Annotated in this window: 19 protein-coding genes and 1 pseudogene; 14 read left to right on the forward strand and 6 right to left on the reverse strand. The window is 72.7% G+C overall.

From position 1 onward, the window contains the following. The first annotated feature begins 124 nt into the window (after positions 1-124). Both SVTN_RS02620 and SVTN_RS46525 read left to right on the forward strand, forming a co-directional pair. Positions 125-841: a flavodoxin family protein gene (locus SVTN_RS02620; protein WP_041127619.1), complete on the forward strand. Its 717-nt coding sequence runs from the start codon at positions 125-127 to the stop codon at positions 839-841. Positions 842-888: 47 nt separating this feature from the next. Continuing rightward, positions 889-966: pseudogene (locus tag SVTN_RS46525) on the forward strand (IS5/IS1182 family transposase); the annotation flags it as partial. 385 nt (positions 967-1,351) lie between these two features. Here the strand turns inward: SVTN_RS46525 and SVTN_RS02625 are convergent. After that, positions 1,352-2,356 carry a helix-turn-helix domain-containing protein gene (locus SVTN_RS02625; protein WP_041133471.1) on the reverse strand — a complete coding sequence of 335 codons (1,005 nt, stop codon included), beginning with the start codon at positions 2,354-2,356 and terminating at the stop codon, positions 1,352-1,354. A 377-nt stretch (positions 2,357-2,733) separates the two neighbouring features. Here SVTN_RS02625 and SVTN_RS02630 point away from each other — a divergent pair, with 377 nt between their 5' ends. From SVTN_RS02630 to SVTN_RS02655, 6 genes are all read left to right on the forward strand, one after another. Further along, positions 2,734-3,096, forward strand: coding sequence for a MarR family winged helix-turn-helix transcriptional regulator (locus SVTN_RS02630; protein WP_041127620.1), 363 nt, complete (start codon positions 2,734-2,736; stop codon positions 3,094-3,096). Then, positions 3,093-4,526, forward strand: a complete 1,434-nt coding sequence (locus tag SVTN_RS02635; protein ID WP_041127621.1) for an MFS transporter — start codon at positions 3,093-3,095, stop codon at positions 4,524-4,526. Before SVTN_RS02630 ends, SVTN_RS02635 begins: the two co-directional genes overlap by 4 nt. 33 nt (positions 4,527-4,559) lie before the next feature. Continuing rightward, positions 4,560-4,853 (forward strand): DUF1330 domain-containing protein, encoded by a 294-nt coding sequence (locus SVTN_RS02640; protein ID WP_041127622.1) that lies wholly within the window; start codon positions 4,560-4,562, stop codon positions 4,851-4,853. A 331-nt stretch (positions 4,854-5,184) separates the two neighbouring features. Further along, the gene (locus SVTN_RS02645) at positions 5,185-5,739 is read left to right on the forward strand and encodes a hypothetical protein (RefSeq protein ID WP_052498888.1); all 555 of its coding nucleotides are present in this window, start codon (positions 5,185-5,187) and stop codon (positions 5,737-5,739) included. Between the two features lie 59 nt (positions 5,740-5,798). Further along, entirely contained in the window at positions 5,799-7,070 is a 1,272-nt protein-coding gene (locus SVTN_RS02650; RefSeq protein WP_041127623.1) for a VWA domain-containing protein, read from the forward strand. Next, entirely contained in the window at positions 7,070-7,897 is an 828-nt protein-coding gene (locus SVTN_RS02655) for a hypothetical protein (RefSeq protein ID WP_041127624.1), read from the forward strand. Before SVTN_RS02650 ends, SVTN_RS02655 begins: the two co-directional genes overlap by 1 nt. A 76-nt stretch (positions 7,898-7,973) precedes the next feature. Here SVTN_RS02655 and SVTN_RS02660 read toward each other — a convergent pair whose 3' ends face one another. Further along, positions 7,974-9,194, reverse strand: coding sequence for an MFS transporter (locus tag SVTN_RS02660; protein WP_041127625.1), 1,221 nt, complete (start codon positions 9,192-9,194; stop codon positions 7,974-7,976). 63 nt (positions 9,195-9,257) lie between these two features. Here SVTN_RS02660 and SVTN_RS02665 point away from each other — a divergent pair, with 63 nt between their 5' ends. Continuing rightward, positions 9,258-9,626 carry a MerR family transcriptional regulator gene (locus SVTN_RS02665; protein ID WP_041127626.1) on the forward strand — a complete coding sequence of 123 codons (369 nt, stop codon included), beginning with the start codon at positions 9,258-9,260 and terminating at the stop codon, positions 9,624-9,626. Between the two features lie 156 nt (positions 9,627-9,782). On the opposite strand, the gene leuA is transcribed toward SVTN_RS02665, so the two are convergent. Next, positions 9,783-11,516 carry a 2-isopropylmalate synthase gene (gene leuA / locus SVTN_RS02670; protein ID WP_099055154.1) on the reverse strand — a complete coding sequence of 578 codons (1,734 nt, stop codon included), beginning with the start codon at positions 11,514-11,516 and terminating at the stop codon, positions 9,783-9,785. Positions 11,517-11,669: 153 nt separating this feature from the next. Between leuA and SVTN_RS02675 the strand changes: the two genes are divergently transcribed. Continuing rightward, positions 11,670-12,362 (forward strand): FadR/GntR family transcriptional regulator, encoded by a 693-nt coding sequence (locus SVTN_RS02675; RefSeq protein ID WP_041127628.1) that lies wholly within the window; start codon positions 11,670-11,672, stop codon positions 12,360-12,362. 221 nt (positions 12,363-12,583) lie between these two features. Here the strand turns inward: SVTN_RS02675 and SVTN_RS02680 are convergent, their stop codons facing one another. Beyond that, positions 12,584-13,063, reverse strand: coding sequence for a (2Fe-2S)-binding protein (locus SVTN_RS02680; RefSeq protein ID WP_041127629.1), 480 nt, complete (start codon positions 13,061-13,063; stop codon positions 12,584-12,586). A 14-nt stretch (positions 13,064-13,077) separates the two neighbouring features. Further along, positions 13,078-15,459: a molybdopterin cofactor-binding domain-containing protein gene (locus SVTN_RS02685; protein ID WP_041127630.1), complete on the reverse strand. Its 2,382-nt coding sequence runs from the start codon at positions 15,457-15,459 to the stop codon at positions 13,078-13,080. Between the two features lie 155 nt (positions 15,460-15,614). Here SVTN_RS02685 and SVTN_RS02690 point away from each other — a divergent pair, with 155 nt between their 5' ends. From SVTN_RS02690 to SVTN_RS02700, 3 genes are all read left to right on the forward strand, one after another. Then, positions 15,615-16,268, forward strand: a complete 654-nt coding sequence (locus SVTN_RS02690; RefSeq protein ID WP_041127631.1) for a class I SAM-dependent DNA methyltransferase — start codon at positions 15,615-15,617, stop codon at positions 16,266-16,268. A gap of 472 nt (positions 16,269-16,740) precedes the next feature. After that, a complete protein-coding gene (locus SVTN_RS02695) occupies positions 16,741-17,496 on the forward strand; it encodes a type 1 glutamine amidotransferase (RefSeq protein WP_041127632.1) in 756 nt (251 codons plus the stop codon). A gap of 60 nt (positions 17,497-17,556) precedes the next feature. Next, positions 17,557-17,994 carry an OsmC family protein gene (locus SVTN_RS02700; RefSeq protein WP_041127633.1) on the forward strand — a complete coding sequence of 146 codons (438 nt, stop codon included), beginning with the start codon at positions 17,557-17,559 and terminating at the stop codon, positions 17,992-17,994. A gap of 61 nt (positions 17,995-18,055) precedes the next feature. On the opposite strand, the gene SVTN_RS02705 is transcribed toward SVTN_RS02700, so the two are convergent. Then, positions 18,056-18,748: an RraA family protein gene (locus SVTN_RS02705; RefSeq protein ID WP_041127634.1), complete on the reverse strand. Its 693-nt coding sequence runs from the start codon at positions 18,746-18,748 to the stop codon at positions 18,056-18,058. 102 nt (positions 18,749-18,850) lie between these two features. On the opposite strand from SVTN_RS02705, the gene SVTN_RS02710 reads away from it, so the two are divergent. After that, positions 18,851-19,357: a DinB family protein gene (locus SVTN_RS02710; RefSeq protein WP_041127635.1), complete on the forward strand. Its 507-nt coding sequence runs from the start codon at positions 18,851-18,853 to the stop codon at positions 19,355-19,357. The last annotated feature ends 33 nt before the right edge of the window (positions 19,358-19,390 follow it).

The following is a 19,390-nucleotide window of genomic DNA, read 5'->3' on the forward strand; positions in this document are numbered from 1 at the left end:
TCCACCCGACGAGGCGAGACAGTAGACCGGATCTTCGGCCGGACCGAGCAGGGCGTTGCCGACGTCGGCAGCCGGGTGTGCTTGACCGGCTGACCACCCACCTCGTCCGCAAGGGGACACATCGATGACCGACTCCGGCACCTCCTACACGGACCTTCGCGCCCTGGTGATCAACTGCACGCTCAAGCGGTCGCCGGAGCGCAGCCACACTCAGGGGCTGATCGACATCAGCACCGGGATCATGGAGCGCCAGGGCGTGCAGGTCGAGGTGCTCAGGGCGGTGGACATCGACATCGCGACCGGTGTGTGGCCGGACATGACGGAGCACGGGTGGGAGACCGATGAGTGGCCCGTCATCTACTCGAAGGTGATGGCCGCCGACATCCTCACCTTGGCCGGGCCTGTGTGGCTGGGAGACAACTCCTCGGTCATGAAGCAGGTGATCGAGCGCCTGTACGCCTGCTCGTCGATCCTGAACGAGCGCGGCCAGTACGCGTACTACGGTCGGGTCGGAGGCTGTCTGATCACCGGCAACGAGGACGGCGCCAAGCACTGCGCGATGAACGTCATCTACAGCCTCCAGCACCTCGGGTACGTGATCCCGCCGCAGGCCGACGCGGGGTGGGTCGGCCCGGCCGGACCCGGCCCTTCCTACCTCGACGAGGGCTCGGGCGGTCCGGAGAACGACTTCACCAACCGCAACACCACCTTCATGACCTGGAACCAGCTCCACCTCGCCCGGATGCTCAAGGACGCCGGCGGCATCCCGGCGTACGGCAACCAGCGCTCCGAATGGGACGCCGGCTGCCGCTTCGACTTCGAGAACCCCGAGCACCGTTGAGTGCGGTCCAGGGGACGAGGCCCTGGACGCCCTCGCGGCCTGGGTACCAGGCCTGCCTCACCCGGCGGATCCTCGTACTCGCGGACCGCGCCCACCAGGGCGCCGGCGCCACCGTCCGTACCCCGTGCAGGCCGTCCACACGCTGCTGGCCTGCGGCTGTCCAGGATGAAAACGGCCCAGTGGCTGCAGTGCGGGTTGTCTGTTCGTGTGTGGGGTCGGACCGTGGCGGTCAGCTCCCGGACACCGCGGAATAGCCGCCGACCACTACGATCGCCATGAGGATGATCAAAGCCAGCAGAACACCCATGCAGAAGCCACAGCCCTGCCCCGTCCCGCGGCTGAACGAACCGCCGCCCCCGCTGGGCCCCTGTCCTTGACCTGCCATCTCGCCTCCCGAATTCTCCTGGATACCGCAGGTGTCAGGGCCTGTTCTGTCCCCCGGTACCGCGCACCCATCGTGGTGTGCCGTGTGTTCGTGGAGTTGGCGACGAGTGCGGAGCGGATGTGCATTCAGCGCGGAGAACGTGCTGCGGCCGTGCCGTCCCGGAATTGCCGGGGCGTCTCGCTGTAGGTTCTCTTGAACACCCGGCTGAACTCGCCCGGGCTGGAGAATCCCCATCGGGCGGCGATCACGCCGATGGGCTGCTTGCGCAGGGAGGGCGTTGCGAGGGCTTGCCGGCAGCGTTCCAGCCGTCGGCGCCGCACGGTTGCCATGACGCCTTCGGGCTCGGCGTTGAACAGTTGGTGCAGGGTGCGGACCGAGATGTGGTGTTGTGAGGCGATGGCGGCCGGAGTGAGCCCCGGGTCGCCGAGGTTCGCCTCGATGAACGCTCCGATTCTCGCGACGAGGGCTCGGCGCCTCGTCTCGGTCGGGAGGAAGCCACTGGCGTCGATGTGGCCGGCGAGGAAGGCGGCTGCCAGGTCGACGGCGATCGTGCCCAGGCGCTGGTTCTCCGTCTGCGACTGGTCCGCGACCGGCCCGAGCGCGGATCCCATGAGGTGGCGCAGGAGAGAACCCGTGGCACTGCACGTGGACAACGGCTGGGCGAGCAGCCGGTCAACCTGGTCGTCGGGAAGCGGCATCGACGCCCTTGGCAGTCGCAGGATCGTGACCACGACGTGGTGCCCATGGTCCGGAAACACTGCCTCCAGGGGGTAGGAGGTGTCGAACAGCACCAGCTCACCCGCCCGAACGGCCACGGTCTCGCGTTTCTGGGCGACCTGCATGGGAGCACGCTGGATAAGCCCCAGCATGTAGGTCTCGGGGTCACCGCGCCGGATGTGGCGGGCGGTGCGTACTGCGTCGAGAGCGGGGAAGGAGAAGGTCGCCAGCTGGGTGGCGCCGAGATCGGCGCTCACCACCCGCGCGGTGAAGTCCCCCGAGTAGGGGCTGGACAACGCGAAGGGAGCGATTCCCTCGCGCACCGCATCGATGAACCAGGCGAAGCGATCGGGCCGGCTGAGACCACTGTTCGACTGGGAGAGTACGGAAGTGGCGGCATGGGATAAGGACACGTCGCCATGGTCGGGACCGCAAGACAGGGACGGGAAGCAGGTGTTCAGCCATGTCAGGGCCTGCGCCGGCACGGTCGCCCCCGAGTCGACAGCCCCTGGTACGCCTTGTCGGCCCAGCACTTGAGCCCGGCCTCGGCGAGCGCAGGGTGCCCCAACCAGCCCGACTCGCCGCGAGGTCGGAAAAGGCTCACGGAGACGTCACCGGCTCCCAGCGGTCGAGGCCGCCCCTGCCGGTCGACCATTTACATAAACTATGAATATAAAAACGCTATGCTTCGAGCATGAGTCGTCAAGACACCACTCCCGGCGCGTCCGCCGCCATCGGGGCAGCCCTCTACGGCCTGGCCACCAGGGCCACGAGACGCCTGCCCCGGGACATGAGCCTGACGTCCGCCGCCACCCTGGCCACCCTGGACAGGACCGGCCCGCGGCGCATCACCGATCTGGCCGCGGTCGAGGGCGTCACCCAGCCCGCGATGACCGCCCTGGTCCGGGTGATGGAGGAGTCCGGTCTGGTCGAGCGGCGGGGCGACGCGTCCGACAAACGGGTCACGCTGGTGTGCCTGACCGAGGCCGGCGCCTCCTACGTCCGGGCGCGGCGCCAGGCGGGCGTCCACGCGTTCGAGCGGTTGATCGGCGAGCTCACCGGCGACGAGGTCGAGACGCTGGTGGCGGCCCTTCCGGCGCTGAAGCATCTGGCAGAGCTCGAAAGCCAGGACCGCGAAGGGCCGAAGCAGTGACCGGGCAGCCGGTCGACGGGGCCACGGTGAAGGCGTTCCCGGTGGCGCGTTCCGAGGCGCGGCTGCTGGTCCCCGCCCTGGTGTTCATCGCTCTGGTGGTGGCGGCGGTCGCCAGCCTCGGGACGCCGCTCATCACCAGCGTGGCGACCTCGTTCCACGTCTCGCTCGGCAGCGCGCAGTGGACGCTGACCGTCGCGCTGCTCAGCGGCGCCGTCGCCACGCCGGTCCTGGGGCGGCTCGGAGCCGGCCCGCACCGGCGGGCCGCGATCCTCGCCACGCTGGCGGTCGTCGTCGCCGGCAGCGCGCTCACCGTGCTGCCGCTGCCGTTCGCGTGGCTGCTGGCCGGCAGGGCGGCCCAGGGCGTCGGGCTCGGACTGACCGCGCTGATGATGGGCGTGGCCCGGGACCACCTCCCCGAGGAGCGCAGCGCGGCCGTGATCGCCCTGATCTCGGTGGTCTCGGTCATCGGGGCCGGCGTCGGCTACCCGCTGGCCGCGCTGCTCGCCGAGCTCGGCGGGGTACGGGCCGCGTACGGCCTCGGCCTGGTCGTCACCGCCGCCGCCCTCCTGACCGCGTGGCGCTCCATGCCCGAAGCCCCCGAAGGCCGCTCCGCCCACGTGGACGTGGCAGGCGCGGTCGTCCTGGCCGCTGCGCTGCTCCTGGTGCTGTTCCTCGCCGGGGAACGGAATCTGTGGAGCCGGCACCTCGCCGTGGCGGCGGGCCTCGCCGTCGTCGCGGTGGTGCTGCTCTGCCTCTGGGCCGTCATCGAGCTGCGCAGCACGACGCCCCTGGTCGATGTGCGGGCGGTGCGGCACCCGGCGGTCGCCGGGGCGAACCTCGCCATGTTCGTCGGCGGGATCGGCATGTACCTCCTGCTCACGCTCATCACCCGGTACGCGCAGACGCCGCACGGCGCCGGCTACGGCTTCGGGCTGACGACCTTCGTCGCCGGGCTGGTCCTCATCCCGTTCTCGGTCCTCGGGTTCGTCGCCGGCAAGCTCACGCCGCGGGTCCGGACGCGGATCGCCGACCCCCTGCGCCTGGCCGGCAGCGCCGTCGTGGTCGGCGGCGGGTTCGCCCTGTTCGCGGCGGCCCGGTCGGACCTGGCCGAACTGTTCGCGGCGATGGGCGTGCTCGGCTTCGGCGTCGGCGGCTTCTCGGCCGCGATGCCCGGCGTCATCCTGGCCGTCATCCCCAGGAGCGAGACGTCGAGCGCCATGAGCTTCAACTACGTCGTCCGCAGCGTCGGGTACTCCCTGGGCAGCGCCATCGGCGGCCTGATCCTCGCCGCGGGCACCGGCCCCGGCCACCTCTTCCCCGACGACAGCGCCTACACCACCGCGGCGCTGGTCGGCATCGGCGCCATGGCGATCACGACGCTGACAAGCCTCGCTCTCGCCCGCCGCCGCTCGTCCGGGACCAACCCGTAAGTCAGATGCACTCATCCCCACATTGGAGGTTCCATGCCCAAGGGCTACTGGGTCAGCGTCTACCGCACCATTTCAGACCCTGAGAAGCTGGCTGCTTACAACGAGCTGGCCGCTGCGGCCGTCAGGGCCGGGGGCGGTCGGACCATCGTCCGTGGCGGTCGGGTCTCGGCGCATGACGCCGGAATCGCCGAGCGCACCGTCCTGGTCGAGTTCGACAGCTTCGAGCAGGCCGTCGCGGCGCGCGAGAGCGCTGCCTACCAGGAGGCGCTGGCCGCCCTCTCCGACGGCGTCGAGCGCGACTTCCGCATCGTCGAGGGCATCGACTGACCGAGGTCCGGTCGGATCTCCACTGAGCCTTTTCCGAGCCGGCGGCGCTGACCGCGTGCTGGACACGCATGCGCGACGACGAAGCTCCTGGCAGACGGGTCCTCGACCGAGATCACCCGTGTCTGCCGGGAGCTTCGCGTGCTTGTCCACCCTTCCCCGAGCTCTCGGCTCCGCTCGAGCAGGGAGACCCCATTCGGTCGATCTGCCCCCTCGCATGAGCAGCCCTTCCGGGGGCTGGGACGTGTGTCACCCCGGCTTGACGTGCACACAGGTGAGAACTTAGCTTCGCCTTACCTAATTTATGCCGTTCATACGTCCGGAAGATCAACGCATGTCCAGAACCGCGCAGGAGCTCAGACCCGCGCAGGAGCTCACCCCGTCCTGGCTCCTCACCGCCATCGGGCTCGCCGCCACCGCCTGCATCGCGGCGGCCTGCTGGACCGCCGGACACGTCCACGCGGACGCCTCCCTGCTGACCGTGGCCCGGTTCTTCCACGTCGCCTTCCTCGTCGTCGGACTCGGCTCCGTCCTCGCCGTCGACTGGTTCGCCGTCCTCTGGCTGACCGGGAAGCGCCCCCTCGCCGGCGTCCTCGACACGGCCGTCGCCCTCCAGACGCCGATCTGGGCCGGTCTCGGCGGGCTCGTCGTCTCCGGGCTCTTCCTCCGCCCCGACCTCCACTCCCCGCTGACCCTGGCCAAGCTGGGGCTCGTCGTCGCCGTCACCGTCAACGGCCTCTGGGCGCACCGGCTCGGCCAGCGCCTCGAAGCCCACCGCACCGGCCCCGTCCCGCGCCGGCTGCTCGTCCTCGCGGGCCTGGCCGCGACCGTCAGCCAGACCGGTTGGTGGGGCGCCTCCCTCATCGGCTTCCTCAACAGCCAGGCCTGATCCCGTCAACAGTCGGACCTGATTTGGGTTTGTCGCACGATCATCAATACGATCCGGCGATGATCACGAGAAAACGGCTGGCGACCGGGGCCTGCGCGCTGCTCGCCGCCCTGAGCGTCGCGCTCCTGCCGACGGGCGCGGCCGCCGACGAGCCGGCGGCGAAGGAATCCCCCAAGGTCGAGCTGGTCCTCGACGTCAGCGGCTCCATGCGGGCCAAGGACATCGACGGCAAGTCCCGTATGAGCGCCGCCAAGCAGGCCTTCAACGAGGTCCTGGACGCGGTGCCGGAGGAGGTCCGGCTCGGCATCCGCACGCTCGGCGCCGACTACCCCGGCAACGACCGCAAGCGCGGCTGCAAGGACACCCGCGCCCTGTACCCGGTCGGGCCGCTCGACCGGACCGAGGCCAAGACCGCCGTCGCCACCCTCGCCCCGACCGGCTGGACGCCGATCGGCCCGGCGCTGCTCGGCGCGGCCGACGACCTCGGCAAGGACGGGGCGACCAAGCGGATCGTCCTCATCACCGACGGCGAGGACACCTGCGGCGTCGACCCGTGCCAGATCGCCCGCCAGATCGCCGCCGAGGGCATCCACCTCGTGATCGACACCCTGGGCCTCGTGCCGGACGCCAAGACCCGGCAGCAGCTCGCCTGCATCGCCGAGGCCACCGGAGGCACGTACACCTCGGTCCACCACACCGAGGACCTCGCCGGCCGCGTCAAGCAGTTGGTGGACCGTGCGGCCGACCCGGTCGTCACCCCCGTGGCCACCCAGGGTGCGGCGCGGTGCGAGAAGGCGCCGCAGCTGAAGCCCGGCCTGTACACGGACCGCGAGTCCTTCGGCGAGCACCGCTGGTACCGGGTGGACCTGCTGCCCGGCCAGGAACTGCGCGCCTCCGTCAGCGTGTCGGCCGACCGGGCCGTCAACAACGACTACGGGGTGCTGCTGCGCGCCGTCACGCTCCACGGCCGGGAGATCGTCCGCGGCTCCGAGGCGGGCGACGGACGCACCGACGTGATCTCGACCGGCCTTCGCTACCCGAAGCCGGAGGCCGACGACGAGCCCGGTGACGCCAAGCCGGCGGCCGAGACGGTCTGCCTCCAGGTCAGCAACTCCTTCTCCGCTCCCCCGTCGGTCAAGACGACGCCGGGCATGCCGGTCGAGCTGACGGTGGACGTCGTCGACGGCCCCGCGTCCGCCTCGGACATCGCCTCGTTCGGTCTCGGCCGCGGCTGGTGGCTGCTCGGCGTGCTGGTGCTCGTCGGCTTCCTGGCCGGTCTGCTCTGGGGCTGGCTGTCCCGCTGGCGCGTCGCTGTCTGGAGGACCAACTGATGCGTACCGTACGCCTGCTCGCCACGGCCGCGCTCGCGGGCGCGGCCCTGCTCGGTCTGACGGCCCCGGCCGCCCTGGCCGACACGCCCAGTCCCTCGGCGTCCTCCTCCGAGGAGGCCGGCCCCACGGAGGCGGGCACCACCTTCCGTACCGCCGCCCGGTTCCTGCCGGGGCAGCAGGCCACGGCTCAGGCCGCCACGGGTGACTACCTGTACTGGGTGTTCCCGGCGGACACCGGGGAGCGGCCGACCGTGAAGGCCACGGTCACGCTGCCCGAGGCGGCACTGCGGCACGGGCCCGCCACCTGGCGGATCGACGTGTACGACGGGCTGCGGCGGCGCCAGCCGTGCATGTACGGCATGCAGTCCCGTACGGCGGCGAAGGAGGCCGCGACCGTGGAGCTGGCCTGTGTGCTGCGCCCGGTCCGGGCCTCGGCCGACGCCTGGGCCAACGACCCGCTGCCCGGCAGCTACTACGTCCGGCTGACCGCCGGCGATCTGCCCGACGAGGACCTCGGCCAGCCGTTCACCGCACGGATCGGCGCCGACATCCTCGACAAGGGCGGCGCCTACGCCACCGACGGTTCGCTCGCCGCGCCGCTCGTCCCGGGGGCGACCACCGCCGACCAGGCGAAGGCGGACGAGGACGCCGGCCGGAAGACCGCCGTCGAGGCGGCGGCCCCGGAGGACGGCTGGTCCTCCGGCTGGTGGTCGGACCGCTGGATCTGGACCCTCGCGGGCGGCGTCCTGGCCGCGCTCGCGGGCATCGGCGGCTACGCCCTGACGCGCGGCACGGGCCGCCCGTCCCGGGTGCCGCCGGCCGTCTGACCCGGCTCGCAGCAGTACGGAGGCCCCCACCGCGCGCGGTGGGGGCCTCGGTGCGTCCGGGTGGGACAGGCGGGGTTCACCCGCGGGCCGGGAAGCCGTGGGCGCGGGCGCCGGTCACGATCACGACCACCGGGACGAGCAGGGCGAGGACGCTCCAGGGCAGGGCGCCGGCGCCGAGCCCGTCGAGGAGGAGGCCGCCCGCGACGCCGCCCGCCGCCATGGCCGCGTTCCAGAGGCTGACCAGCATCGTCTGCGCGGTGTCGGCGTCGTCCCCGCCCGCCTCGGCGACGGCCGTCTGCAGGAGGGTGGGCGCGCCGCCCCAGCCGAAGCCCCAGAGGGCCGCGGCCACGAGGACCAGGGCGGTGCTCGCCGCCGGGACGGCGAACGCGGCCGCGGCGACCGCGAAGAGGATCGTTCCGGCGAGGGTCAGGGCCCGCAGCCTGCGGTCGATGTGACGGCCCGTGAACCAGATCCCGGCGAGCGAGGCGGCGCCGAAGACCAGCAGGACCAGCCCGGTGGAGCCGCCGAGGCCGAGGTGGTCGAGGTAGGCGGCGATGTAGGTGTAGAGGACGGTGTGGGCCAGGACCAGGGTGAACGTGACGGCGAGGACGGGCAGGACGCCCGGGGTCCTCAGGGTGCGGGCCACCGGGGCGCGCCCGCCGCGCGGTTCGCCCGGCAGGTCGGGGACGGCGAGGGCGATCCAGCCGAGGAGCGCGACGGCGATCACGGTCATGGCGGTGAAGGCGGCCCGCCAGCCGACGGCGTCGCCGAGGAAGGTGCCGGCCGGGACGCCGAGGGAGAGCGCGAGCGGGATGCCGGTCATCGCGACGGCGACGGCGCGGCCCTGGAGGTGTGCCGGGGCGAGGCGGCGGGCGTAGCCGGCGAGCAGGGCCCAGGCGACGCCCGCGGCGACCCCGGCGAGGAAGCGGGCGCCCATGGTGAGGGCGTACGAGGAGGAGACCGCCGTCACCGTGTTGGCGGCGGCGAATCCGGCCATCGAGGTGAGCAGCAGGCGCTTGCGGCGCCAGCCGGCGGTGCGGGCGGCGAGCGGTACGGCGGTGAGGGCCGTCCCGAGGGCGTAGCCGGTGACCGACTGGCCCATGGCGGCCTCGCCGACGCCGAGGTCGGCACTCATGCCGGGCAGGACTCCGGCGGGGAGGGTCTCGGTGAGGCTGGTGACGAAGACGGCGGTGGCGAGGGCGAGGAGTGCGGGGAGGGGCAACCGGCCGGATTCGGGGCGGAGTTGCGCGGGCGTGGGGGTGGCGGGACCGGCCGCCACTGTCGTGTCGTGGGTCATGTCCGTATGCTCGAACCCTCACATTGATGTGAAGGTCAAGCGATTCCCTGGAGGGGGGTTCCCATGCGGATCGGCGAGCTGTCCGAGCGCACCGGAACACCGCGCAGACTGCTGCGCTACTACGAGGAGCAGGGTCTCATCGTCGCCGACCGGCTGCCGAACGGCTACCGCGTCTACGACGCGTCGAACGTGGACCGGGTGATGCAGATCCGGGGCCTGCTCGACGCCGGCCTGCCCACCCGGATCATCAAGCAGATCCTGCCGTGCCTGAACAAGCCGCGGACGATCCACTTCCCCGACGCGACCCCGGAGATGCTGGAGACCCTGGAGAACGAGCGGGACCGGATGACCGACCGGATCCGCTGCCTGACCCGGAACCGGGACGCGGTGGCGGAGTATCTCGACGCGGTACGGGAGAAGTTGACGGCGTAGCCGGTGCCCTCCGTGGGCGTCGGACGGCGTACCGGCCGTCGTGCCGCTCCACGGCGAGGGGCAGGCCGGAGCAGGCGCCGAGCAGCTCCCCGGCGAGGACGGCCTCGGCGGGGAGGACGGCCTCGGCGGGGAGGACGGGCACGTGCGGGGGCCGGCTCACGCCGCGTACGCCCGGTTCACGGCGGAGAGGACGGCCTGGACGGAGGCGGTGAGGACGGAGGTGTCGAGGCCCGCGCCCCAGGCGGTGCGGTCCCCCACCCGGCACTCGGCGTAGGCGGCGGCCTCGCCCGCACTGCCGGTGGTGACGGCGTGCTCGCTGAAGTCGAGGACGTCGACGGGGACTTCGGCCCGGGTGAGGGCGTCGGCCAGGGCGGAGAGTGGTCCGTTGCCCTTGCCCTCGGCCGGTTCCGTACGGTCGCCGACGCGCAGGACGCAGGTGAAGCGGTGGCCGCCCTCCGTGTCCCGGTCGGTGCTCCAGGACTCCAGGGCGACGGGTCCCGCGCCCCGGCCGGGCTCCAGGTAGTCCGTGCGGAAGATCGCGCGGAGGTCGTCGGGGGTGGCCTCGCGGCCGCTGTCGTCGGTCACCGCCTGGACGGCCCGGGAGACGTCCGGGCGCATCCGCTCCGGCAGGTCGAGGCCGTGGTGGGTGCGGAGCAGATGGGCGACTCCCCCCTTGCCGGACTGGGAGTTGACGCGGATGACGGCCTCGTAGCCGCGGCCGAGGTCGGCGGGGTCGAGGGGCAGGTAGGGCACGTTCCAGGGGGCGAGCTCCGGCGGGATCCCGGCCTCGGCGGCGTCCTTGGCGTGCCGGGCGAGGCCCTTGCTGATGGCGTCCTGGTGGGTGCCGGAGAAGGCGGTGTGGACGAGTTCGCCCGCGTAGGGGTGGCGGGGGTGGACGGGGAGCCGGTTGCAGTGCTCGACGACGTCGCGGACGGCGTCGATGTCGGAGAGGTCGAGCATGGGGTCGACGCCCTGGGCGTAGAGGTTGAGGGCGAGGGTCACCAGGTCGACGTTGCCCGTCCGTTCGCCGTTGCCGAAGAGGCAGCCCTCGACGCGCTGGGCGCCGGCGAGGACGGCGAGTTCGGCGCAGGCCACGCCGGTGCCGCGGTCGTTGTGGGGGTGGACGGAGAGGATCACGGAGTCGCGGCGGGCGAGGTGGCGGTGCACGTACTCGACCTGGTCGGCGTACACGTTGGGGGTGGAGATCTCGACGGTCGCGGGCAGGTTGTGGGTGACCGGCCGGTCGGGGCTCGCGTCCCACAGCTCGGTGAGGCCGTCGCACAGCTCCAGGACGTAGTCCGGTTCGGTGAGGTTGAAGGTCTCCGGGGAGAACTGGAAGCGGATGTCGGCGCCGGGGCGCGCCTCGGCGAGCCGTGCCATGAGCGTGGCGGCCTCGTGGACGGTGCGGCGGACCTCGGCGCGGTCGCGGCCGAGGACGGTGTCGCGCCAGACCGGCGAGGTCGCGATGTAGAGGTGGACGACGGCGCGGGGCAGGCCGTCGAGGGACTCGAAGGTGCGCTCGATGAGTTCGGGGCGGGCCGGGGTGAAGACGACGGGGGTGACGTCGTCGGGGACGGCTCCGGAGGCGACGAGTCCGGCGAGGTGGCGGACGAAGTCGAAGTCGGCGCGGCTGGCGGAGGGGTAGCCGACCTCGATCTCCTTGAAGCCCGTGCGGACGAGCAGGTCGAAGAAGCGCTGCTTGCGGTCGGTGTCCATGGGCTCGGCGAGGGCCTGGTTGCCGTCGCGGAGGTCGACGGGGACCCAGAGCGGGGCGCGCTCCAGGCGGGCGGTGGGCCAGCGGCGGTCGAACTCGGGGACGTGGACGCGGTCCTGGAAGGGGCGGTAGCGGTGGTACGGCATGGGGCTCGGGCGCTGGGGATTGCGGATCATGGCGGGTACCGTAACCACTCCTCAGCTCCTCAGACAAGTACTCCTCAGACAAGTTCGGGTAGATTCCTCGGCAGCGTTCCCGTGATCCGGAGGGCGCGCCCACGATCCGGAACGGCGGAGAAGCTCCGGACCATCAGAGAAACAGGTGACCCCATGTCGCTCGGTGCCCTACGCCCCAGCCCCCTGGTCGAACAGGCCGCCGAGCGGCTGCGCGAGCAGATCGTCCGGGGCCACTGGCCGGTCGGCACGAAACTCCCCGGGGAGACGACGCTCGCCAAGGAGCTGGGCGTGGGGCGCTCCACGGTCCGCGAGGCGCTGCAGGCCCTGGCCGGCGCGGGGCTCGTCAAGGCCCGGCAGGGCGCGGGCGTCTTCGTGATCGCGACCCGGCCGACGGAGGACTGGCCGGCCCGGCTGCGCAGGGCGGCGGTGACGGACGTGTACGAGGTGCGGATGCTGGTCGAGGTGGAGGCGGCGCGGCTCGCCGCACTGCGCAGGACCGAGGAGGACGTGGCGGCGATGCGGGAGGCGCTGACCGGGCGGGTGGCGGCCGCCGAGGGTGACGACGCGGCCTTCGTCGACGCCGACATCGCCCTGCACGCGGCCATCGTGGCCTCGGCCCGCAACCCCGTCCTGACCGACCTGTTCGGGGAGTTCGCGCCGGTGCTCCGCGAGGGCCTGATCGAACTGCTCGACCTGCTCGGGCTGCGGGGCACCGACCTCCGGCACGGCGAGGACGCCCACGCGGACGTGGTCCGGGCGGTGGAGGCGGGCGACCCCGAGGAGGCCGCCCGGCTGACCCGCCAAGAGCTGGAGTCCACGCTCGCCCTGCTCCAGTCGACGCCCTGACCCCGCGGGGCGGTACGGGGCCGGGCCACAGCACCCGGCACGGCCGACGGCGCCCGGCACGGGCCGCAGCACCCGCCTCGGACGGGAACGTACGGCTCACGCCGGGGCACCCGGCGCGGACCTGAACGCACGGCTCACGCCGGGACACCCCGCGCGGGCGACGGCGTACGGCTCGCGCGGGGGCGGCGAGGAAGCCAGGGCCTCCGTGGTGCGAACCGATCTCACGTCATCCGGCGGGCGCCCTCCAGGACGGCCTGCCGGATGCGGTGGTAGGTGCCGCACCGGCAGATGTTGCGGATCGTGTCGAGGTCGGCCTCGGTGACCTCGCGTCCGGCCTCGCGCGCCTTGCGGACGGTGGCGACGGCGGCCATGATCTGGCCCGGCTGACAGAAGCCGCACTGGGCGACGTCGAGGTCGAGCCAGGCCTCCTGCATCGGGTGGAGTTCGGCGCCGACGGTGTCGGGGAGGCCCTCGATGGTGGTGATCTCGTCGGTCGGGGCCACGTCGTCGACGCGTACGGCGCAGGGCGTGAACGCCTTGCCGTTGAGGTGGCTCGTACAGGCCCGGCAGACGCCGACCCCGCAGCCGTACTTGGGTCCGGTGACGCCGAGGACGTCCCGGAGGACCCACAGGAGCCGGACGTCGCCCTCGACGTCGGCGGTGACGGCCTTGCCGTTCAGGATGAAGGTGTGCTGCGGCACGGGGGCTCCAGGTCTCAGATGGTGCGGTCGCGGCCGTCGGTGGGCGAGGCCGGGACGGGCGGGACGGTCGGCAGGGGGGTGAAGGCGAGCGGCTCGGCGTGGTTGACGGGGAAGACCGTCGGCATCGTGCCGGTGGCCCGGCCGTAGGCGCAGGCCACGGCGGCCATGGCGCCGGCGACCGCCAGTTCGCCCGCGCCGCCCGGCTTGTCGCCGCTCGGCGGCATCACGATGATCTCCAGCTCGGGCGGGGTGTTCCACTGCCGGGTGTAGAAGTACTGGTCCCAGCTGCCTTCGAGGAAGTGCCCGTCGCTCAGGTGGAGTCCGGAGGTCAGGGTGATGGCGATGCCGTCGGCGATGCCGCCCATCATCTGGGCCTCCAGGCCGCGCGGGTTGACCGCGAGGCCGACGTCGACGGCGCAGACGACCTTGGTGACGCGGGGCCCGGTGTACGCACCCGGGATCTTCCGTCCGGTGGTCTCGGGCCGGCAGTCGATCTCGGCGAGGATCGCGACGGCCGAGTGGTACTCGGTGTGGACGGCGATGCCCTGGCCCGTGCCGGCCGGCATGCTCCGGCCCCACGACCCCACCTCGGCGACCTTGTCGAGGACGGCGCGGGCCCGCGCGTCCTTGAGCAGCTTGCGCCGCATCCGGTACCGGTCCTGGCCCGTCCGCTCGGCCAGTTCGTCCATGACGAGTTCCTGGGCGCAGCGGACGTTGGGCGAGTAGATGTTCCGCATGGAGCCGGTGTTGAAGCCCTTGTCGGTCTCGGCGAGGAGCTGGGTGGTGACGCCGAGGTGGTAGGGGCTGATCTGGGTGAGCTGGAACATCGTCTCGGAGAAGGTGGCGTCGGCGACGGGCAGCCGGGCCGCCTCCGCCGTGAGGACCTCGCCGACGCCGTGCCCGAAGTCGGTGGCCACGGAGGTGTGGCGCTGCTCGTACGTGAGGACCTCGCCGAGCGAGTACGTGGCCCGGACCCGGGAGGTGGACATCGGGTGCGTACGGCCCTGGCGGAAGTCGTCGGTGCGGTGCCACATCAGCTTCACGGGCTTGCCGAGGGCCTTGGAGATCTCGGCGGCCTCCTGGGCGGCGTCGGAGAACAGCTTCCGGCCGAAGGAGCCGCCGCCCTCGGTGACGTGGACGCGGACGGCGGTGGGCGGCAGGCCGAGCTTGAGGGCGATCTTCTCCTGGGCGACGATCGGCGCCTTGACCGAGGCCCAGATCTCCGCGGAGTCCTTCCGCACGTCGGCGATCGCGCAGTTGGTCTCCAGGGCGGCGTTGCTGGCGAAGTGGAAGGTGAAGCGGGCGTCGACCGCCTTGGTAAGGAGCGGCAGCGGCGGGACGACCAGCGGAAGTTCGGCCCGGCGCAGCTTCTCCAGGATCGTGGCGTCGGAGGCGCCCTCCGCCGTGCCGGGCCCCCAGTCGACGCGGAGGGCGCGGACGGCGTCGATGCACTGGCCGAAGGTGCGGCCGCGGACGGCGACGCCGGTGGAGACGGTGACGACGTCGGTGATGCCGGGCATGGCCCGGACCTCGGCGAGGTTGGCCACGGAGCGGACCGTGCCGTTGATGGTGGGCGGGCGGCAGACCATGGTGGGCAGCGCGTCCGGGACCTGGAGGTCCATGGCGAACTTCTTGCGCCCGGTGACCGCTTCGAGGGCGTCCACCCGGCGCTGTCCGGTGCCGATGACGCGGAAGCGGTCCGGGTCCTTCAGGGTCACCTCCACCGCCGCGTCGGTGACGGCGGCGGCCTTCGCGGCCAGTTCGCCGTAGCCGAGCACCGCTCCGGCCGGGGAGAGGACGGTGCCGGCCTTCGTGGTGAGGGTGTCGACGGCGTCGCCGAGGACGAGGGAGGCGGCGTGGAGCAGCCGGGCGCGGGCGAGGGCGGCGGCGACCCGGATGGGGGTGTAGGTGGAGTAGGTGGTGTTGGAGCCGCCGGTGAGCTGGTTGAAGAGCAGCTCGGGGCGGGCGTCGGCGAGGGTGACCTTCACCTTGTCCAGGGGCAGGTCGAGTTCCTCCGCGACGATCATGGCGCTGGAGGTGGTGACGCCCTGGCCGACCTCGGCGCGCGGCAGGGCGAAGTGGGCCGTGCCGTCGGCGTCGACGCGGATGGTGATGAGGTTGCTGGTGGGCGCGGCCGCGAGCGTGAGCAGCTCGTTGAGGTCGAGGAGTTCGGCCGGTCCCGGCAGCGAGGGGATGAGCGCCGGCGTCGCCGCGGCGGCCTGCCGCGGGGCGAGGGCCTCGGCGCCGAGCTGGGCGGCGACGGTGAGGGTGGGCGCGGCCAGGACGTACCCGAGGAACCGGCGCCGTCCGATGCCGGGTTCGCTCGCGCGGGCCGGGGTTCCGTCCCCGGTTCCGCTCGTGTGGTGGTCGTCCCGCGCGGGGTGCCGCCTCGCCATTCGGTGTGCCCTTTCGCCGTGGACCCGGCCTGCTACCGCCGAGTATCTTCAGAGGCGACGATCATCGCGCATGCGGGGGACCTCTGGGGACCCCTCGTCGGGGACGAGCGGGAACGGACGGGGACGAGCGGGGACGAGCGCCATAGGGTGCCGCCATGACCGAAGCCGCGCACCTCACCGCCACCCGCCGCTCGTACGACACCGTCGCCGTCGACTACGAGCGGCTGCTCGCCGACCAGTTGGCGACGACGCCGCTGGACCGGGCGATGATCGCCGGTTTCGTGGAGAAGGTGGAGACGGCGGGCGGGCCGCGCGCGATCGGCGACCTCGGCTGCGGGACGGGCCGGGTGACCTCCCATCTGCGGGACCTCGGCGCCGAGGTCTTCGGCGTGGACCTGTCGCCCGGGATGATCGCGGTCGCCCGGGACACCTATCCGGGGCTTCGCTTCGAGGTGGGTTCGATGACCGCGCTCGACCTGCCCGGCGCCTCGCTCGGCGGGGTCCTCTCCTGGTACTCGACGGTCCACATGCCCGAGGCCGAACTCGCCGCCTCCTTCGCCGAGTTCCACCGGGTCCTCGCGCCGGGCGGGTACGCCCTCGTCGCCTTCAAGGTGGGCGACGAGCGGGTGCGTCTGGAGCGGGCGTACGGGCACGAGGTCAGCCTCGACGTGTACCGCTGGTCACCCGACCGTCTCGCGGGCCTGCTGTCCGCGGCGGGTCTGGTCGAATCGGCCCGTCTGGTACGGGAGCCGGACCCCGCGGAGAGCACGCCGCAGGCCTTCCTCCTGGCGCGCAGGCCGCGCGACTGAACCGGGCCGTACACCGGGTCGGATCCGTACGCCGGGGCGGAGCCGTACGCCCGGGCGGAGCCGGACACCGGACCGGAGCCGGACACCGGACCGGAGCTGCGCGCGGGAGATCCGGGCGCGCTGGCCGCCGCCCGCGATCAGGGCGTTGACGGAGGCCATAGGGTCCCCGCCGACCGACTTGGCGAGCAGCGCGCCGACGACCAGCGGGCCGAGGGCCACCGCGAGGGCCGAGCCGGTGGCGGTGACGTGCTGGAGGCGGCGGGTGCGCCGGGCGTCGAAGGTCATGACCCCAGTCCATCAGCGGGCGGCGGCCGCCGTATCGGTCGGCGTACTCAGGCTCCCGTACCGGGCTACTCAGATGTGCTCACGCACGCGTCCCCGAGGGCTCCCGCACCGGCCCTTCTTCGGAGATCCTCGGGAGGGCGAACGCACCCGGGCGTTCCCGGGAACGAGACGTGGAGGCGGGGCGACCGTGACGACGGAGACGCAGGAGACAGGGCAGGCCGTGCTCGTCGTCCAGCACGAGGCGGACGCCGGCCCCGGCCTGGTCGGCGAGCACCTCGTACGGACCGGGCTCCGGCTCCACGTGATACGCGCCTGGAAGGGCGAGGCGCTCCCGGAGACCCTCGGCGGCCACACGGGACTCCTCGTCCTCGGCGGGTCCGTCAACTGCGAGGACGACGAGGCCGCGCCGTGGCTCCCCCGGGTCCGTGCGCTCGTCCGCGAGGCCGTGGCCGGCGAGGTGCCGCTGCTCGGGATATGCCTGGGCGGCCAGATCGTCGCCCATGCCCTGGGCGGTTCGGTGGCGCGGCGGGTCCAGGGGCCCGAGGTGGGGTCCGTGTCCCTGCGCAGACTGCCGGCCGCCGCGGGCGATCCGGTGCTCGGCGCGGTGCCGGAGGGTGCCCCGGCGGCGCAGTGGCACTGGGACGAGGTCGACCGGCTCCCGGCCGGCGCCGTGCCGCTGCTGACCGGTGACGACTGCCCGTACCAGGCGTTCCGGGTCGGGAGCGCGGGCTGGGCGGTGCAGTTCCATCCGGAGGTGGGCGCGGACACGGTCGCGGTGTGGGCGGACGCCGACGGGGAGGACCTGCGCGCGGCGGGCGGCGACCCGGAGGCCGCGGTGGCGTCGGTGCGGGAGGCGGAGCCGGAACTCCGCGCGGTCTGGGGCGCGGTGTCCGAGGCGTGGGGCACGGTCGTCCGCGCCCACGCGGGCGCGCGGATCGCCTGAGCACCGCCCCCGGCGCGTACCGTACGGGAACACGCACGTGAACGAAGGAGCTTCGCCGCCATGGCCGACTATCGGATCGAGACCGTCCGCACCGGGTACCGGAACTGGACCGCCCGCAACGACCGGGGCGCGGAGGTCCGGATGGCCGCCGCCGACGACGCGGACGCGCAGCCCTCGTTCACCCCGGTCGAGTTGCTGCTGGCGGCGATGGGCGGCTGCGGCGGGCTCGTCATCGACCGGACGGCCAGGGCGGTGGACCACGACGACCTGCGGATCGTGGTGGAGTCGGTGTCGGGTCCCGAGGACGACGGCCGGCTGGGTCGGATCCGGGTGAGTTACGAGTTCGACCTGCCGGACAACAATCCGAAGGCGGCCGAGGTGTTCGCCCGGGGCGTGCGTCTGACGCACGAGAAGTTCTGCACGGTGAGCCGGACCGTGGAGCACGGCGCGCACGTGGAGGCGATCCTGCCGGACGGCACGGTCGGCTTCGAGGGCTGACCGCGCCGCCCGGCCAGGTCCTGTCCGGCGGGTCAGGGACGGACAGGACCTGGGGAGGGCGTCACTCCTCGATCGCGCCGCCGATCCGGCGCAGGTGCCGGCGGAAGGTGTACGAGGGGTCCTCGGCGCGGCCCGCGAGGTACGCGTCGAACCGGGTCTGGGCGCGCAGGGTCTCCCCCGCCCTGATCCGACGGGCCTGTTCCCGCTCGGTGCGGAAGATCTCCCGGGCGGTCTCCAGGACGGCGTCCACGCGGTCGGCCGCCACGAAGAGCACGCCGTCGTCGTCGCCGAACACCACGTCGGCGGCGGTCACCTCGTGGTCGCCGCACCGCGCGGCGGTCAGCGCGTCCGGGTCCCGGTCGTCGAGGCGTACGGGGCCGGGCGCGTGGCGTCCGTACGAGAAGACGGGCAGTCCGATCCCGACCAGGTCCGGGGTGTCCCGGTGCAGCCCCCAGACGACGACCCCGGCGACGCCCGCCGCTTCGGCCTCCAGGACGGCGAGGTCGCCGATGCAGGCCTCGTCGCGGCGGCCCGCGTTGTCGATGACGAGGACGTCTCCGGGTGCGGCGCGGGTGAAGGCCTCCAGGAAGACGTCGACGCTTCCGTAGTGGCGGGCGGGCAGCACCCGTCCGGCGACGCGCTGCCCGGGGACGACGGGCAGGATCCCGGCGGGCGCGGCCCGCAGCGGTTCCCCGAGCCGTACGCAGGCGTCGGCGATCAGCGGCGTGGAGAGGTCGGCGAAGTCCTTCAGCATCTGGCGTTCCGATCCGTCCGTGGCGGGTGCGGTGGGTCGGGCCCCGTGTCCAGGGCCCTAAATACCTCGACAGCGTTCCCATGATCGGGGAGGCTTCACGCGATGACCAGAATCGACGACACACCGCCCGCGTGGGACGAGCGCACCCAGCTCACCACGTTCCTCGACTACGCACGTGACACCGCCCGCGCCAAGTGCGAGGGCGTCTCGGCGGAGAACGCCCGCAAGGCTCTTCTGCCTGGCTCGCCCCTGATGACCCTGAGCGGACTGATCAACCACCTCCGCTGGGTCGAGTACTACTGGTTCCAGGTGGTCTTCCTCGGCGAGGAGGACCAGGGACCCTGGACCGAGGAGGACCCCGACCGCGAGATGCGGATCGCCGTCGACTTCCCGCTCGCGCAGCTGCTCGACGAGTACGCCGGACAGAGCGCCCGCTACCGCGAACTGGTCGCCGGGAACGACCTGGACGCCAAGGCGAAGCGAACCGTCCGCGACGGCCTCCACGTCGACCTGCGCTGGATCCTCCTCCACCTCACCGAGGAGACGGCCCGCCACAACGGCCACCTGGACATCCTGCGCGAGCTCCTCGACGGCACGACCGGCGACTAGAGCGTGTCTCTTCGAGCGGTTGGTCAGTTGATC

Origin of the sequence: Streptomyces vietnamensis, assembly GCF_000830005.1 — a bacterium.
GTDB lineage: Bacteria > Actinomycetota > Actinomycetes > Streptomycetales > Streptomycetaceae > Streptomyces > Streptomyces vietnamensis.